13 protein-coding genes are annotated in these 17,266 nt (G+C 67.1%); 6 read left to right on the forward strand and 7 right to left on the reverse strand.

Translation table 11 applies throughout. The annotated features are described in order from the left end of the window. Position 1: 1 nt before the first annotated feature. The 7 genes from VGN82_RS23635 to VGN82_RS23665 form a co-directional block, all read right to left on the reverse strand. The gene (locus VGN82_RS23635; protein ID WP_327529526.1) at positions 2–1,471 is read right to left on the reverse strand and encodes an aldehyde dehydrogenase family protein; all 1,470 of its coding nucleotides are present in this window, start codon (positions 1,469–1,471) and stop codon (positions 2–4) included. A gap of 4 nt (positions 1,472–1,475) precedes the next feature. Then, positions 1,476–2,144, reverse strand: coding sequence for a haloacid dehalogenase type II (locus VGN82_RS23640; protein ID WP_327529527.1), 669 nt, complete (start codon positions 2,142–2,144; stop codon positions 1,476–1,478). A gap of 163 nt (positions 2,145–2,307) precedes the next feature. After that, positions 2,308–3,651, reverse strand: coding sequence for an amidase (locus tag VGN82_RS23645; RefSeq protein ID WP_327529528.1), 1,344 nt, complete (start codon positions 3,649–3,651; stop codon positions 2,308–2,310). Between the two features lie 89 nt (positions 3,652–3,740). After that, on the reverse strand, positions 3,741–5,069 hold the full coding sequence (locus VGN82_RS23650; RefSeq protein WP_327529529.1) for an NAD(P)/FAD-dependent oxidoreductase: 1,329 nt from the start codon (positions 5,067–5,069) through the stop codon (positions 3,741–3,743). A gap of 173 nt (positions 5,070–5,242) precedes the next feature. Further along, positions 5,243–7,225 carry a hydantoinase B/oxoprolinase family protein gene (locus tag VGN82_RS23655; RefSeq protein WP_327529530.1) on the reverse strand — a complete coding sequence of 661 codons (1,983 nt, stop codon included), beginning with the start codon at positions 7,223–7,225 and terminating at the stop codon, positions 5,243–5,245. 2 nt (positions 7,226–7,227) lie between these two features. Continuing rightward, complete coding sequence (locus VGN82_RS23660) at positions 7,228–9,279, reverse strand: hydantoinase/oxoprolinase family protein (RefSeq protein WP_327529531.1); 2,052 nt, start codon at positions 9,277–9,279, stop codon at positions 7,228–7,230. A gap of 90 nt (positions 9,280–9,369) precedes the next feature. Continuing rightward, a complete protein-coding gene (locus VGN82_RS23665) occupies positions 9,370–10,281 on the reverse strand; it encodes a LysR family transcriptional regulator (RefSeq protein ID WP_327529532.1) in 912 nt (303 codons plus the stop codon). A gap of 456 nt (positions 10,282–10,737) precedes the next feature. Here VGN82_RS23665 and VGN82_RS23670 point away from each other — a divergent pair, with 456 nt between their 5' ends. The 6 genes from VGN82_RS23670 (at position 10,738) to VGN82_RS23695 (ending at position 17,265) form a co-directional block, all read left to right on the forward strand. Then, the gene (locus VGN82_RS23670; RefSeq protein ID WP_327529533.1) at positions 10,738–12,330 is read left to right on the forward strand and encodes an ABC transporter substrate-binding protein; all 1,593 of its coding nucleotides are present in this window, start codon (positions 10,738–10,740) and stop codon (positions 12,328–12,330) included. Positions 12,331–12,458: 128 nt separating this feature from the next. After that, positions 12,459–13,472, forward strand: coding sequence for an ABC transporter permease (locus VGN82_RS23675; RefSeq protein ID WP_327529534.1), 1,014 nt, complete (start codon positions 12,459–12,461; stop codon positions 13,470–13,472). Between the two features lie 14 nt (positions 13,473–13,486). Then, positions 13,487–14,380, forward strand: coding sequence for an ABC transporter permease (locus VGN82_RS23680; protein ID WP_327529939.1), 894 nt, complete (start codon positions 13,487–13,489; stop codon positions 14,378–14,380). A 10-nt stretch (positions 14,381–14,390) separates the two neighbouring features. Beyond that, a complete protein-coding gene (locus tag VGN82_RS23685; RefSeq protein WP_327529535.1) occupies positions 14,391–16,094 on the forward strand; it encodes an ABC transporter ATP-binding protein in 1,704 nt (567 codons plus the stop codon). Between the two features lie 26 nt (positions 16,095–16,120). Next, positions 16,121–16,501: an oxalurate catabolism protein HpxZ gene (hpxZ, locus tag VGN82_RS23690; RefSeq protein WP_327529536.1), complete on the forward strand. Its 381-nt coding sequence runs from the start codon at positions 16,121–16,123 to the stop codon at positions 16,499–16,501. Between the two features lie 77 nt (positions 16,502–16,578). After that, the gene (locus tag VGN82_RS23695; protein WP_327529537.1) at positions 16,579–17,265 is read left to right on the forward strand and encodes a GntR family transcriptional regulator; all 687 of its coding nucleotides are present in this window, start codon (positions 16,579–16,581) and stop codon (positions 17,263–17,265) included. Position 17,266 lies beyond the last annotated feature (1 nt).

Below are 17,266 nucleotides of genomic sequence, written 5' to 3' on the forward strand. Positions count from 1 at the left end.
CTCAGCCGCCGATGTCGATCAGCACCGTCTTGTGCCTGAGGTTCTGCTCCACCGCCTGTCGGCCGAGATCCTTGCCGATGCCAGAACTCTTGTAGCCGCCGGTTGGCAGGATGAAGTCGAGCGTGCGGCTGTAGCGGTTGATCCAGACCGTGCCGGCCTTGAGCGCGCGCATCGCCCGCAGCCCACGGCCGAGATCGGCGGTGTAGATGCCGGCGGCAAGGCCGTATTCGGGGTGGTCGGCCAGCGCCAATCCTTCCTCCTCCTCGTTGAAGCCCTGGATCGTCAGCACAGGGCCGAAGACCTCCTCGCGGACGGCGGCCGTCTCGGCAGTGACGTTGGCGAGCAGGGTCGGCTGGTAGAAGGCGCCGCCATGGCCTTCGATGCGGCTGCCGCCGAGGAGGCATTGCGCGCCCTGACGGGCGCTTTCGGCGAGGATGCGGTCGATGCGCTGCGCCTGGATCTCGGAGACGATCGGCGCATAGCCGGTCGCGGCCTTCCAGGTCGGGCCGGGGATGACCGCGGCGAGCTTCTTCCTCAGCCGCTCGACCAGTTCGGCCATGACGGCGCGCTGCACGATCAGCCGCGAGCCGGCGACACAGGCCTGCCCTGCATTGGCGAGGAGCGAGCCGGCGATGCAGGTTGCTGCCTTTTCCAGATCGGCATCGGCGAAGACGAGCTGCGGGCTCTTGCCGCCAAGTTCGAGCGTCACCGGCTTGATGCCACTTTCGGCGGCGGCTTTCATCACGGCGACGCCGGTTCGGGTCGAGCCGGTGAAGGAGAGCTTGGCGATATCGGGATGGCGCGACAGGGCGTCGCCGGTCACGGCGCCGTTACCTTGCACGACGTTGAAAATGCCGGCGGGAATGCCGGCCTCGACGGCGAGTTCGGCGAGCCGCACGGTCGAGAACGGCGTCAGCTCCGAGGGCTTGAGCACGATCGCGTTGCCGGCGGCGAGCGCGGGCCCGACTTTCCACGAAGCCATGCTGAGCGGGAAATTCCACGGCGTGATCGCGCCGACGACGCCATAGGGCTCGGAGACGATCATGCCGAGATGGTCGGCGCGGGTGGCGGCCACGTCGCCGCCGAGCTTGTCGGCCCATTCCGAGAAGAAGCGGATGCCTTCGGCGACACTGGCGACGTCGCCGGTGACGGCCTGGGCAATTGGCCGTGTCGAGCCCAGCGCCTCGAGCCGGCCAAGTTCGAGCGCGCGTTCCTCGATCAGCTCCGCCCAGCGGCGCATGGCGCGGGCGCGTTCGCGCGGCGGCTGCGTCGCCCAACCGCTGCGCGCCAAGGCTTGGGCCGCGTCGGTCACCGCCCGGTCGACCGTATCGGCGGTGGCGACGGGCAGATCGGCATAGTCGACGAGGTCGGAGGGCCGGGCGACCGGGAGGCGTTCGCCGGTCGCGACGACCTCGCCGCCGATGTAGTGGCCGGTCGAGAAGGTGATCGAATCCGGCGCGAAATCGTTCATTGCCTCAGAGCCCGACGAGAGCCGGCAGGCCGCCGATGTCCTTGATCTCGGTATAGCCGTAATAGGGGTTCGCCGGCTCGTGGCCGCGGTTTACCCAGACGCGCTTGCCGATCTTCATGTCGTGGGCCGTCATCAGGTCATAGCGGAAGCTGGACGAGCAGTGCATCACGTCCTGGGGCCCACAGCCGAGCTGGTCGAACATGTATTCGAAGGCCTGCATGCGGGGTTTGTAGGCCTGCGCTTCCTGGGCGGTGTAGGCGGCGTGGAAAGGCGCCCCGAGCTTTGCGACAGAGTGCGGGATGAGTGCCGTCATCGAATTCGAGAGCACGACGAGCGGGATTTCGTCGGCGATCTTGGCGAGGCCGGCGGGCACGTCCGGATGCGGACCCCAGCTCGTGATCTCATCGACGATAAGCTGGGAATCGGCGCGGTCATAGGCAACGCCCTGCAGCTTGCACGTGCGCTCCACCGCGTTGTGGACGACGTCCTGATAGGGCTTCCATGGGCCGAGGATCTCGTCGAGCCGATAGGCGCTGAAATCGGCGACGAAGGCGTCCATCTGTTCGGGCGAAAGGCGCGTGCCATAGACGCGGCGGGCGGCCGGCCCCATCTCGAAATTGATCAGCGTGCCGTAGCAGTCGAAGGTGATGAATTTCGGCCGCCAGGTGCTCATGGGTCCGCTCGCATTGTTCAGGGGCGGGCGCTGCCGCCGACTGGCCAAAGCTAGCCGCGCGGTCCGGCGGCGGGCACGCATTTGCGGGCTGCTCGCCCAAGTTTATGCCGATCGTGCCGGCCTCGGCAGCACGGATTGCCGCGGCAGACCTGGACCGTTTGCCTCAGGAGGCCAAGGCGGCCTCGACGCCGGCCGCGACGGCGAAGAGGGAGGCGTCGCCGCCGGTCTCGCCCATCAGCATCAGCCCGACCGGCGCCTCACCCGGCCGCTGGCAGGGCAGGCTGATCGCGCAGCGGTCAAGGAAGTTGCCGATGCTGGGATTGCGCAGCAGCAGCGCGTTGAGCCGGAAATACTCAGCATCCTCGGCCAGTTCGTCGATGCGCGGCGCGACGATCGGGCAGGTCGGCATCAGCAGGGCGTCATAGGGGGCGGTCAGCGCGTTCATCGCTGCAATGATACGCCGGCGCGCCGACGCCAGGGCGACATAGTCGGCCGCCGTCATGCTCGCGCCGAACTCGATCCGGCTGCGGACGCGCGGGTCATAGAGATCACCCTTCGCCGCGAGGAGGTCGCGGTGCCAGTCATAGGATTCCGGCCCGGGGAAGCCGCCGCGGCGCTGGGCGGCGACGAGATCGAGCAGAGGCTGGAATGAGACCTCGACGAGATGGGCGCCCTGGGCGCTCAGCAGGGCGACCGCACGCTCGAACGTGGCGGCGACGGTGGCGTCCATGCCGTCGCGCATGATCTCCTTGGGGATCGCCAGGCGCAGACCGGCCAGCGGCCGGGGCGTTGGCAGCGCCGGTGCCTCGCCGGCCAGGATCGCGTCGACGATGGCGCAGCAGGACACGCTGGCACCGAGCGGGCCGAGCGAGTCGAGGCTTCCGGAGAGCGGGACGACACCGTCGAGCGGCACGCGGTTGGCCGTCGGCTTGTAGCCGACGATGCCGCAGAGCGCGGCGGGGATACGGCAGGAGCCGCCGGTGTCGCTGCCTAGTGCGACCACCGCCATGCCGTCAGCGACCGCTACGCCGGAGCCCGAGGAGGAGCCGCCGGGAATGCGGCCGGAGGCGCGGTCCCAGGGGCTGAGCGGCGTGCCGTAATGCGGGTTGGCGCCGATGCCGGAATAGGCGAATTCCGTCATGTTCGTTCGGCCGATCGGGATGAAGCCCGCAGCCAGCATGCGTGCGATCGTCGGTGCACTGGCCTTTGCGGGCGGGGCGTCGGCCAGGGCGCGCGAGCCGGCCATGCTGCGCTCGCCGGCGACGTCGAAGAGGTCCTTCACCGCGAAGGGGATGCCAGCGAAGATCGAAGGCGCGCGGCCAGCGCGGCGCAGGGCGTCATAGGCATCGGCCGAGGCGCGCGCGGCATCCGCGGAGACGGAGATGAAGGCGCGAGCGCCTTCTCCAGAGGTGTCGGCGATCCGGCTGAGACATTCCTCGACCAGAGCGCGCGAGGTCACGACCCCCGTCGCGAGGTCCTCGGCACAGCCTTGCACGGTCCGCAGCATGATCGATTCTCCGCCTTCGCTCAGGCTACCGGCTTATCGCCGCCGCCTCGCGAAATCCATGCATGCCGACGCATGGGCCACCGGCCTGCTCACATCAGGCCGGGCTCGCCGAGATCGGTGCCGTCGACGAGGCGGCTGTAGCGATAGGGGTGGGGATCGACGATCGGAGCGTCACCCGCGACGATGTCGGCGGCGAGGCGCCCGGCGGCCGGGCCGACGCCGAAGCCGTGGCCGCTGAAGCCGGCCGAGACATGCAGGCCCGGCAATTTGTCGATCGCCGAGATCACCGGCACCCAGTCCGGCGTGAAGTCGATCAGCCCGCCATATTTGTGCATGATCTTCACATTGCCGAGCTGCGGATAGATCTCGCCGATGCGCTTGAGCGCGAATGAGATCAGCTTCTCCTGCGGCGGCGGGTCGAAAGTGCGCATGCGCTCGAAGGGGGAGACACTGTCATTGCTCCAGCGCATCAAGGCTTCGGGGCCGGCGAAGAAGGTCTTGTCGGCGCGGATGGTCAGGAGCTTGTGGCGCTTCTTGAAGGTGCGCCAGAACGGCTTGGCGTACATCATGCCCTGCGGGCTGAGCCGGAGCAGGCCGCGCCCGCTGATGCCGATCGTATAGCCGCCGTCGAGGCGCCGCCTGAAGGTGACGTCCGGCGTCGAGATGCCGCCCGTGGTGATCTCGGGTGCAGGCGCCGTGAAGAATGAGGTCGACTGAACGCCGGCGAGCGGCATGTCGATGCCATGGTGGCGGCAGAACATCGAGGTCCAGACGCCGCCCGCGACGAGCACCGTGCTGGTCTTGATCGTGCCCTTCTCGGTGACGACGGCCGAGACGCGCCCGGCCGAGGTCTCGAGCCCGCGTGCCGCGCAATCCTGGTGGATGGTGACGCCCAGCCTGCGAGCGGCTTCCGCAAAGGCCGGGACCGCGAGCGCCGGCTCCGCCTTGCCGTCGGTCGGAGAGTGAATGCCTCCGATCCAGTTCTCGGTCGAACCCGGCGACATCGCCTTGGCCTCCGCGGCCGAGAGCACGCGGCTATGCATCTGCATCTCGCGAGCCTTGTCGACCCATCCCGACCAGGCGTTCAGATCCGACTGCTTGGTGGTGACATAGACCAGGCCGGTTCGCCGGAAGCCGGTGTCGGCGCCGAGTTCCTCGTTCAGCCCGTTCCACATCTCGACGGCGCGCTGGGCCAGCGGCAATTCGCGCAGGTCGCGGTTCTGCTGGCGGCACCAGCCCCAATTGCGGCTCGATTGCTCGCCCGCGACATAGCCTTTCTCGACCACGGCCACGGAATGGCCCTTCTTGGCGAGATGGTAGGCGGCCGTGATGCCGGCGATACCGCCGCCGATCACGACGACATCGGCGGAGGGAGGCAGCGTCTCGTCGCTGTGGACGCGGGTGACCGGAGGAGACATCGGGTTTCCTGAATCCTTTGGCGAAGCTCGGCTGCAAGAGCCCGATATCACCCCATCCCCGCAGAAGCCTATGCCGAAGGCGCAGGGTGAATCGGCATATTCCACGGGCCTGTTGCAGGCGATCGGCGTTCGATACCGCGACGATGGCGGGGCCGATCCGGCGATCGCAGATATCAGGCGGCCGTTGCTACCACTTGGGGAACCTGCGGATAGTCGCGCCGGACCGCGGCGAAGGCAGCCGGGACATCGTTTGCGTTCCGATCGTCGCTGATTGCGGCGAAGACCTTCGTCTTGACGAAGAAGCGCCAGTGCACCGGCAGTGCTGCGAGGAGCCGTGTCAGGGCGTCGTAGTTGCGTGCGTGCCAGACGCTCTCGAAGGCATCGCGCTCCGGGCCGAAGTGGAAATGGGATCTGTGGACGGCTTCGCGCATCGTCGCCCGCAGCTTGGTCGTCGCGTCGGCATCGACCGCGCCGTCGCACAGGACGACGCCGTAGCGATCCTTCGCGGCCGCATCGCTGACATAGCCGCGCTCGACATCCAGGCGCACGCGTTCGGGCTCGCGGTCGAGCGGGCAGCCCCGGCCGCCGCCGCCAGGCGAATGGATGTGGATGACGTCGCCCGGTTCGGCGATGGCGATGTCGGTGTTGCCGAGCACGCGCTCGTTGGCGGCGCCGGGATTGATGATGAAGTTCGAGGTCTCGGCCGATAGCCCGCCGAGCGTGCCCCAGGGGCGGAAGATCGAGCGGTCACGATTGCGCACGGTGATCCGCGAGTTCGGCGAGAAGACCTTGAACTCCATGACGGTGGCGAGCCCGCCACGCCAGCGGCCAGCGCCTCCGGAATCCGGCAGCAGGCCGTAGCGCACGAACTGGATCGGCACCTCGGTCTCGGTGATCTCGATTGGCGTGTTCTTGAGATAGGCGGCGTCCGCGCCGGACCCATTGGGGCCGTCGCGGTGGGGCATGCCGCCACCACCGCCGACCACCGGGTTGATCGCGGCGATGACGCTGCGATGGGTGCGCTCGTCGGTGGTCATGACGTTCACGATCGAGCTCGAGCCCGCTGGCGCGGCCGGCATGCGCTCGGGTACGGCGAGGCTGAAGGCGCCGAAGATCAGGCTGCGCAGACGCGCGCAGGTCAGACTGCGCATGCCCACCGCCGCCGGGAAGGCGGGGTTCAGTACCGTGCCTTCCGGCGCGATGCAGGTGAAGGGACGGGTCAGACCGGAGTTGAGCAGGAGCTGCGGGTTCAGCGTGTAGAGCACATAGTAGACGCCGACGAGCAGGAGGGTGTGGCGCGGATCCGAGCCTGTAGGGACGTTGAGCGAGGAGCCGAGCTGCGGGTCCGAGCCGGTGAAGTCGAGGATCGCCTCGTCTCCCTTGATGGTGAGCTTCAGCGCCAGCCGGCAAGGATTGCCGTCGACGCCGTCCTCATCGGCGTAGTCCGAGAAGAAATACTCGCCATCCGGCATCGAGCGCAGGACTTCGCGAGCCTGATGCTCGGCATAGTCCATCAGCCCGTCGAGACCGTCCATGAAGCCCTTGGCGCCGAACTTCTTGACCATCGCCAGGATCTTGCGCTCGCCGGTGTTGAGCGCGCCGGCGAGCGCCTTGAGGTCACCCATGTTGAGATGCGGCTTGCGGACATTCATCGTCATGATCGACAGCACCTTCTCGTCGAAGGCGCCGTCGCGCATCAGTGTCATGGGCGGGAAGCGAATGCCTTCCTGATGGATCTCGGTCAGCGAACGCGAGAGGCTCGCGGGGACCGCGCCGCCCATATCGGTATTGTGGACATGGCCGCCGACGAAGCAGACGATCTCGCCGTCATGGAAGATCGGCTTCCAGAGATGCGTGTCCGGCGCATGGGTCGCGAGATAGCCGCTATAGGGGTCGTTGGTGAAGGCGATGTCGCCCGGCCGGTACTCGTCGACGAGGTCGATCGCACGGTTGTAGTTCATGCCCGGATACCAGGTCGCGCCGAGATCCATCGGCACGGCAACGACGCGGCCGGTCCGGTCCATTACCATCACGGTGAAGTCCTCGGTCTCCTTGACGAAGGTCGAGTGGGCGGTGCGGTAGAGCGTGTAGGCCATGTTCTCGGCCGCCGCCCGGCAATGGTTCGCGAGAACCTGCAAAGTCACCTTGTCGACCATGATCAGGCCTCCGAGCGCAGGATGAGGTGAAGGTTGAGCCAGGCATCGACCTCGGCGTCGAACCCTTCGGGAATGCAGACGGTGGTGTCCTGCTGCGCGACGACGGCGGGGCCTTCGAAGCGATGCCCATTGCGCAGGGCGTCGCGGTGATAGAGCGGGACTTCGCGCGTCGCGCCGTCGAGCCAGACCTCGATCGTCCGCTCCGGCGTCGCTGTTGCGGCCGGCGTCACCGCCGCAGGCGTCAGGTTCGGGCGGGGGGTGGCGCCGCTGACGACGAGGCGCAGGTTGACGATCTGCACCTCGGCGGCAACGTCGTTGAAATCGTAGATCGCCAGATGCTGGCGATGGAAAGCCTCGGTGATCCTGCCGAGATCGCCTTCTGCCAGCCATCCTTCCAAGAGCGCGACCTCGATCTCGAAGGACTGGCCGTGATAGCGCATATCGGCGGTCAGGGTCTCGACCACCGGGCCGGTGAACTTCTGATCGCCGCGGATCCAGGCCTGTCCATCCGCCTTCAGCCGGGCCAGCGCTTCGCGCAGCGAAGGCAGCGACTCCGGCACGGCGGCGGCGAAGACGGTCTGGATGAAATCGCCCTTCAGATCGGCGATCAGCCCGCCAAGCGCGCTGACCACCCCCGGCCGGTGCGGCACCAGCACGCGGGGGATGCCGAGCTCGCGGGCCAGGAAGCAGCCGAGCATGGGGCCGGCGCCGCCAAAGGGCATCAGCGTGAAGTCGCGCAAATCGACGCCATAGCGCGCGACGAGCTTGTTGACCTCGACGAACATCTCGGAGACCGCGACGGCGATGATCGCCTCGGCGGTGGCCTGCGGCGTCTGGCTGAGCTTCGTGGCGAGTTCGCCGATCACGGTGTCGGCGCGGGCGCGATCCATGCCGATCTGGTTGTAGGCGAGGGGAGTGTGGCCGAGGAAGCCGCTTGCCGCCATCGCATCGGTGACGGTGGCACGGGTACCCCCGCGTCCGTAGCAGGCGGGGCCGGGCGTCGAGCCGGCGCTTTCCGGGCCGACCTTGAGCACGCCGAAATCGTCCGCCCAGGCGATCGAGCCGCCGCCGCTGCCGATCGAGGTGACAGACACCGAGGGCAGAAAGAGCGGGAAGTCGCCGACGACCTCGCCGGTGCCGAATTGCGGCTTGCCGTCGATGATGAGGGCGAGGTCGGCGCTGGTGCCGCCGATGTCCAGCGTCAGGATGTTGCCGATGCCGGCCTGCTCGGCGAGCCAGGAGGCGCCGATGACTCCCGATGCCGTGCCCGAGAGCAGCATGTTGACGCAGGCGCGCTTGCCGGTCTGTGCGTTCATCACGCCGCCGTTCGACTTGGTCAGCATCGGCCCGGCCGGCACTCCGCGCGAGGCGAGCGCCTTCTCCAGTGCCGTCAGATAGCCGGCGACGCGGGGGTGGACATAGCCGTTCAGGATCGCGGTGGTGGTGCGCTCGTATTCGCGGATGACAGGCCAGACCTCATTGGTCGTAAAGACGAAGAGTTCTGGCGCCAGTTCCGCGATCATGGCGCGTGCCCGAGCTTCATGGGCGCCGTTGCGATAGGCATGCAGGAAGGAGACGATGATGCCGTCGACGCCCTTGGCGCGGATGGCGGCGACGATGGCCTTCAGCCCGTCCTCGTCGAGCGGCTCCGCGATTTCTCCGCTGGCGAGCTGGCGCTGGCGGACGCCGAAGATGCGGTCGCGCGGGATGAGCTGCTCGGGCCTGGCGCAGAACAGCGAATACATGTCGGGCATGCGCAGCCGCGCCAGCTCGATGACGTCCTCGAAGCCGGCCGTGGTTATCAGCGCGAGCCGGCTGCCTTTGCGCTGGATGATCGTGTTGATGCCGACCGTGGTGCCGTGGACGAAGGAGGCGACCTCCTGCGGCGCGACGCCATGGCGCTCATGCAGGAGGCCGAGGCCGTCGAGCAGTTCCTTGCCCGGCTCGTCCGGCGTGGTCAGGACCTTGATGGTCTCGAAACGGTTGCTCCCGGTCTCGAGGGCGCAGAAGTCGATGAAGGTGCCGCCGATGTCGACGCCGATACGCCAGCTCATGGTTCGCCTGTGTGCGTGATGTCGGCGCAGTGTTGGGCTTGGCGGCGGCCGGCGTCAAAGAGCAAAGCTCCCGGATCGCATAAGTCACGCTTATGGATTTGGGCCCTTGGGTTGGTCGAGGCCGAGTTCGCGGCAGGCGGTGCGAAGATGGCTGCGCAGCAAATCATGGCTGCGCGACAGCGGCCGGCGGGCGCTGGTGAGCAGGCAGAGCGGTAGCGAGACCTCGGGCAGGAAGGGCCGTGTCACCAGCCCAGGAAAGCTGTGCCAGGGCAAGAGCCCGTCGACCACCGCGATGCCGAGGCCCTGCTGGACGAAGGCCAAAGCGATGATCGAGACGTCGATTTCCATCTCCGGCTGGAAGTCGATGCCCTCTTGCCCGAGCGCGGCGCGCAGCAATTGGCCGGGCAGGGAGGTCGCGCGGTACGAGATCAGTGTCTCGCCGTCGAGATCGGCGGCAGCGATGGCCTCCCGCCCAGCGAGGGGGTGGGCGGCCGGGAGCACGCAGACGATGCGGGTGCGGCCGATGATTTCGGTGTCGATCCCCGGCACGCGCTCGTCTGTCATCGCGATGCCGAGGCCGGCCTGGCCGCTGTCGAGCATGCTCATGATGATCTCGGCTGGCACGACATAGGAGAGGATGCGCATGTCCGGATGGGCGCCGCGGAAATGGCGCAGCGCCTCCGGAACCAGCGACAGGGAGGGCGGCGCCGAGGCGGCAAGGCGCACGATCCCGGCTTTGCCGTGGCGGAGATCGCCGGCGCGGCGGCGCAGAGCTTCGAGATCACCGAAAAGGCGCTCGACCTCGGGGTAGAGCTCTTCGGCCTCGGGAGTCGGGATCAGCCTGCCCTTGACCCGCAGGAAGAGCTTGAAGCCGAGCTCGTCCTCAGTGTGCAGAAGAATCTGGCTCAGCGCGGGCTGCGACACGTTCAGCGCCTCGGCCGCGCTCGTCAGCGTGCCCAGGCGCATCACCATCCTGAAGACTTCGATCTGCCTTGCGCGCATCGCTGTTCCATGGGCTCGCGACTGCCGCGCGGCTCGGCGATAGCACCGCCGGATTCGCGTCGATGCAAGGAGCGGCCATCTCGCCGCTTAAGAATGCGTTACGCCCGCAACATGGGCGATCTCTGTAATGGTGAATAATTGAGCATGTTTGATGCTCATGCATACATGATGCGTGAATTTTTTCAGCCGTCGGAGCGAGCTGGCGGGAATATGCCAGCAAAAACAAGGCCCTGCGGTTGGCATGCTCCCTGCTAGGTAAAAACCCGTCGCGCCATGGTGGCGCCGGGAGCGCGCGATGCTTCGCCGTCAAGTTTTCGTGGGGACACCGTCGTCCTGGTTCCCATGCGGGCCGCTGGGCCGGCTGACGGCCTGCGACCGGCGGCACGCGGCATGCATGGACCGCCGGTCCGTTCCCTCGCCTCACTCCAACCCTGCGAAACACAAGGACCATCGTCGATGATCACGCGCCGCACAGCTATCGCAGCAGGCCTTGCTGCTCCCTTCGTGGCGAAGGGCAGTGCTCAGGCCCAGGCTCCGGGTCGCAACGAGACGCTGCTGCTCGTGCAGGAATATGGCCCCAACAGCCTGGACATGCAGGGCATCGGCTCGTCGCAGCCGGTGAACGGCGTCGCGTTGAACTGCTATGACCGGCTGCTGCGCTTCAAGCCGGTGCCGATCCCGGGCGGTGGCGGCAACACGATCTCGATGGGCGAGCTCGAGGGCGAATTGGCGGAAAGCTGGCAGGTCGCCTCCGACGGCATGAGCTGCACCTTCAAGCTGCGCGACGCCAAGTTCCATTCGGGTCGCCAGGTCACGGCCAAGGACGTCAAGTGGTCGCTCGACCGCGCCTGCACGATCGGCGGCTTCGCCACGACGCAGATGAATGCCGGCTCGCTGGAGAAGCCCGAGCAGTTCGTCGTCGTCGACGACAAGACCTTCCGCGTCGACTTCGTCCGCAAGGACAAGATGACACTGCCGAACCTCGCGGTCACCATCCCCTTCGTGTTCGATTCCGAGCTGGCGATCGCGAACTCGGGCGGCGATCCGCACGCCAAGGAATACCTCAAGAATAACATCGCCGGCTCGGGCGCGTACAAGGTCGAGAGCTGGAAGCCCGGCGTCGAGACGATCTATGTCCGCAACGACGCCTGGGCCTGCGGAAAGCTGCCGCAACTGCGCCGTATCATCGCGCGCGACATCGCCTCGCCCTCGACCCGCCGCGCGCTGATCGAGCGCGGGGATGCCGATGTGTCATACGGGCTGCCGCCGAAGGACTTCAAGGACCTGCTCGACGCCGGCAAGATCAACGTCGTCGGCGTTCCGATCCCGAACGGCGTCTGGGGCTGCTATCTCAACACGCAGGTCGGCCCGTTCAAGGATGTCCGCCTGCGCCAGGCCGTCGCCTGGGTGATGCCCTATGAGAAGATCAAGCAGGCCGCGTTGTTCGGTCGCGGCGTTTCGATGGACGGCGGTACGACGCCGAAGGTCGCCTGGCCGCAGCCCTTCCCCTACACCTCGGACACGGCCAAGGCGAAGGCGCTGGTCGACGCTGCAGGCGGGCCGTTCTCGACGACGCTCTATTTCGACGCCGGCAACGCGACCGTCGCCGAGCCGATGGCGGTGCTGATCAAGGAAGCGCTGGCAACGATCGGGATCACGGTCGAGATCAACAAGGTGCCGGGCGCGAATTTCCGCACCGAGATCGCCAAGAAGACCAATCCGATGGTCCTCAACCGCTTCGCCGGCTGGCTCGACTACCCCGACTACTATCTGTTCTGGACGATGCACGGCAACAATTCGATCTTCAACATCGCCGCCTATCAGAACCCGGCACTGGACAAGCTCGTCGATGCCGCCCGCTTCGCACCGGACAAGGCCTCCTACGACGCCAATGTCATCGACTTCATCAAGCTGGTGAACAGCGAGGTGCCGATGGTGCCGATCAACCAGCCGACCCACGACGTCGCGCTGCAGAAGTCGATCGGCGGCTACCAGTTCCAGCCCTGCCGCGAGCCGGACTTCCGCTATCTCAGCAAGGGCATGGTGTGACGCTGATGCGCTGAAGAGCGTCATGCTCGGGCGAAGACCCGAGCATCTCCGGACTGAGATTCTCGGGTCGGTGCTCCGCGCCGCCCGAGAATGACGGACAGGTCGAACGCCATGATGGAGGCTTCCCCATGCTGCGCATGATCGGCGCGCGGTTGATGACGACGATCCCGTCCGTCATCGGCGTGATCATCGTCACCTTCCTGCTGACGCGGGTGTTGCCGGGCGATACGGCGGCTTACTTCGCGGGACCTGCCGCCTCGAACGAGGCGATCGCCGAGATCCGCAGCAAGCTCGGGCTCGACCAGCCTCTGCCGGTGCAGTTCGTCTCCTATGTCGGCGCGCTGCTGCGTGGCGATCTCGGGACGTCGCTGACGACCGGCCAGCCGGTGACGGCCGATCTCGCAGCGCGGCTTCCGGCTTCCGGCGAATTGACCCTGGCGGGCTTGCTGCTTGCGATGATGGTGGCGCTTCCGCTCGGCGTTCTCGCGGCCGTGAGGCAGGGTTCGTGGATCGACCATCTCTGCCGCATCGTGGCCACGGCCGGCGTTTCGCTGCCGGTGTTCTTCACCGGCCTGCTCCTGGTCTACGTCTTCTACTTCCGGCTCGGCTGGGCGCCGGCGCCGCTCGGGCGGCTCGACGTCTTCGCCTCGGAGCCGGCGCGCGTGACCGGATTCTACCTCGTGGACTCGCTGCTGGCGCGCGACGGCGAGACCTTCCGCGCCGCCTTCGCGCAGATCATGCTGCCCGCGGTGACGCTGGCGATCTTCTCGCTGGCGCCGATCACCCGCATGACGCGCGCCTCGATGCTGGCGGTGCTCGGCGCCGATTTCGTGCGCACCGCGCGGGCGAGCGGTCTCTCCAGCCGCAAGGTCATCGGCACCTATGCCTTCCGCAACGCGATGCTGCCGGTCGTGACCACGCTCGGCATGGTGTTCTCCTTCCTGCTCGGGGCCAATGTGCTGGTCGAGAAGGTCTTCGCCTGGCCGGGCGTCGGCTCCTACGCGGTCGAGGCGCTGATCGCCTCGGATTATGCGCCGATCCAGGGTTTCGTGCTGACCATGGCGATCATGTACGTCGCGTTGAATCTCATGATCGACGTGCTCTACGGCGTCATCGATCCCCGCGTCAGGCTGGAGGGCTGAGGATCATGAACGACATGACCAAGGTCGAACCGCCTCCCGCCCTGCGCTTCGAGGCCCCGCCCTCCACCAGCATCTGGGCCCATGCCCGCCATATCGTCGCCGAGAACCCGGTCACGGGGCTCGCCTTCGGGCTGTTCGCACTGATCGTGCTGGCGGCGATCCTGGGGCCGTCGCTCGTGCCCTACGACCCGTTGGCGAGCAACACCAACGCCGCCCTGCAGGGGCCGAGCGCCCGGCACTGGTTCGGCACCGACCAACTCGGGCGCGACATCTTCAGCCGGGTCATCGTGGCGACTCGGCTCGACTTCACCATCGCCGTCTGTTCCGTCGCGCTTGTCTTCGCCATGGGCGGGCTCGCCGGCGTGATGGCGGGCTTCTATGGCGGCTGGGTCGACAAGCTTGTCGGGCGCATCGCCGATACGATCATGGCCTTTCCGCTCTTCGTACTGGCGATGGGCATCGTCGCGGCGCTCGGCAACAGCGTCACCAACATCGTCATCGCCACGGCGATCATCAATTTCCCGCTTTATGCCCGCGTCGCCCGTGCCGAGGCGAATGTCCGGCGCGAGGCCGGCTTCGTGCAGGCGGCACGGCTCTCGGGCAATTCGGACTGGCGGCTGCTGCTGACGCAGATCGTGCCCAACATCATGCCGATCATGGCGGTGCAGATGTCGCTGACCATGGGCTACGCGATCCTGAACGCGGCGGGGTTGTCCTTCATCGGCCTCGGCGTGCGCCCGCCGACGCCGGAATGGGGGATCATGGTCGCGGAGGGGGCGAGCTTCATCGTCTCCGGCGAGTGGTGGATCGCCTTCTTCCCGGGGCTGGCGCTGATGACCGCGGTTTTCTGCTTCAACCTGCTCGGCGACGGCGTGCGCGACCTCGTCGATCCGCAGCGACGCAATTGAGGGCGATGCCGTGATTCCTGTACCGCTCCTCGACATCCGGAACCTCACCGTCGAGTTCGCGACGCGCCGCGGCACGGTCAAGGCCGTCAAGGCGATCGACATCAGCGTCGGCAAGGGCGAGACGGTCGCTATCGTCGGCGAATCCGGCTCCGGCAAGTCGGTGACCTCCTATGCGGTGGTGCGCATCCTCGACCGGGCCGGCAAGGTCGCGGAGGGCTCGATCACCTTCTCCGGCATGGACCTCGTCAGCGCGCCGGAATCGCAGATGCGCGATCTGCGCGGGCGCGAGATCTCGATGATCTTCCAGAACCCGCGCGCCGCTTTGAACCCGATCCGGAAGGTCGGCAAGCAGATCGAGGACGTGCTGCTCGAGCATGTCCAGGCGACACGCGCGACAGCACGCGAGAAGGCGATCGAGGCGCTGGAAAAGGTCAAGATCGCGCGGCCGCAGGAACGCTACGACGCCTATCCCTTCGAGCTCTCCGGCGGCATGTGCCAGCGCGTCGTGATCGCGCTCGCGCTCGCCTGCCAGCCGCAGCTCCTGATCGCGGACGAGCCGACGACAGGCCTCGATGTGACCACCCAGAAGGCGGTGATGGACCTGATCGTCGAATTGACGCGCGAGCGCGGCATGTCGACGATCCTGATCACGCATGATCTGGGGCTCGCCGCCGCCTATTGCGACAAGGTCGTGGTGATGGAGAAGGGCGTCGTGGTCGAGACGGCGGCCGCCGGCGAGATCTTCCGCAATCCGCAGCACCCCTATACCCGCAAGCTGATGAAGGCGACGCCGCGCATCGGCATGAGCCTTCGCGACCTGCTGCCGGATGCGCCGAAGGCGCAGCCGGCGCAGGCTGCAGTGCCGCGCTCCGCGCCTGTGCCAGGGGCCGAGCCGCTGATGCGTGTCGAGAACCTGGTGAAGGAGTATCCAAGGCCGGCGACGGGTTCCCTTCTCGCCAAGCTCATGGGAAAGGCCGAGCCCGAGAAACCGGCCTTCCGCGCGGTCGATGGCATCAGCTTTACCGTCGCCAGGGGCGAGACACTTGGCCTCGTCGGCGAATCCGGCTGCGGCAAGTCGACGACCTCGATGATGATCACCCGGCTGATCGATCCGAGCGCTGGCCGTATCATCTTCGACGGTATGGACATCGGCGCGATCCCGGCCAAGCAGTTTGCGGCCTCACCGCACCGCCGGCGCATCCAGATGGTGTTCCAGGACCCGACCGATAGCCTCAATCCGCGCTTCACCGCCGAGCGGGCGATCGTCGACCCGATCCTGCGCATGGGCTCGATCTCCGGGCGCGATGCGCTGCGGGCGCGCTGCGAGGAGCTGGCGCGATTGGTCGGGCTGCCGGTCGAATTGATCGATCGCTTTCCGCACCAGCTTTCGGGCGGACAGAAGGCGCGCGTTGGCATCGCCCGCGCCATCGCGCTCGATCCCGACCTCGTCATTCTCGACGAGCCGACGGCAGCGCTCGACGTCTCCGTGCAGGCGGTCGTGCTTAACCTGCTCGAGGAGCTGAAGGGCCGGCTCGGGATGAGCTACCTCTTCGTCTCGCATGACCTCAACGTCGTGCGCCTGCTCTGCGACCGGGTGATCGTGATGAGGACGGGCGCGATCGTCGAGCAGGGCACGGCCGAGGAGGTGCTGGGCGACCCGAAGGCGGAGTATACGAAGGAACTGCTGACGGCGATTCCGCATCCGCCGCTGTGAGCGCCCGCGCGGACTGGAGACAGACGATGAAGATCAATGACCCCGCCGTTGTGGCTGAAGTCGAGGCCGCATTCATGGCTTATGAGAAGGCGCTGGGCGAGAACGATGTCGCGGTGCTCGATGCATCCTTCAAGGATGCGCCGGAGACGATCCGCTACGGCATGGCGGAAAACCTCTACGGCTTCGGCGAGATCGCGGCCTTCCGCTCCGCGCGCTCGCCCGTGGGGCTCACGCGGACGATCGAGCGCACGGTCATCACCACCTATGGCAATGACATGGCGACTGCCAACACCTTGTTCCGGCGCGAGAGCATGGCCGGAAAGGTCGGCCGCCAGAGCCAGACCTGGGTCAAGTTTCCGGAAGGCTGGCGCGTGGTCGCCGCGCATGTCAGCGCGATTGCCGAATGAACGCTTCCGTCCGATGATCCCGCCGTCGCGCCCTGCCGTTCCAGCGGCGCGCCTTCGACGTCTCGAGTTCAGTCTTCATGCCGCGCCACGCCGCCATCGTCCTGACGCCTGATCCACCCGCCGCAAGGCTGACGCGCACCGAGGCGTTGCGGCTGCAGATCGCCGACGAGATCGTCTCGGGTGTGCTGGAGCCCGGCATGCCACTCGACGAGCAGGATCTCGCGGCCCGCTTTGGGGTGTCGCGGACGCCCGTGCGCGAGGCGATCCGTCAGCTTTCAGCTTCCGGACTTGTCAGCGTGCGGCCGCATCGCGGCGCGGTCGTCGCCCTGCCGACGCCGGCCCAGCTCAACGACATGTTCGAGGCGATGGCCGAGCTGGAGGCGCTTTGCGCCGGGCTCGCTGCGCGCAACATGACCGTGCCCGAGCGTTGCGGGCTCGAGACCTTGCACGAACAACTGCGCGTCCTCGTGCATGAGGGCGATCCGGCGAGCTACCACGAGAAGAACGAGGCCTTCCACGCCGCGATCTATGCCGGCTCGCACAATGGCTACCTGGCCGAGTTGACCCTGATGACGCGCATCCGCGTCGCGCCGTTCCGCCGCGCCCAGTTCCGTGCGACGGGCCGGCTCGGTGGCTCCTATCAGGAGCACGACCTGATCGTGCAGGCGATCCTGCGCGGCGACCAGACGGCGGCGAACGAGGCGATGCGCGCCCATATCGGCATCGTCAGGGACGCGTTCCGGAGCTATGCCGGGACGCGATGAG

The sequence above is a fragment of the Allobosea sp. genome (assembly GCF_035999205.1).
GTDB lineage: Bacteria > Pseudomonadota > Alphaproteobacteria > Rhizobiales > Beijerinckiaceae > Allobosea.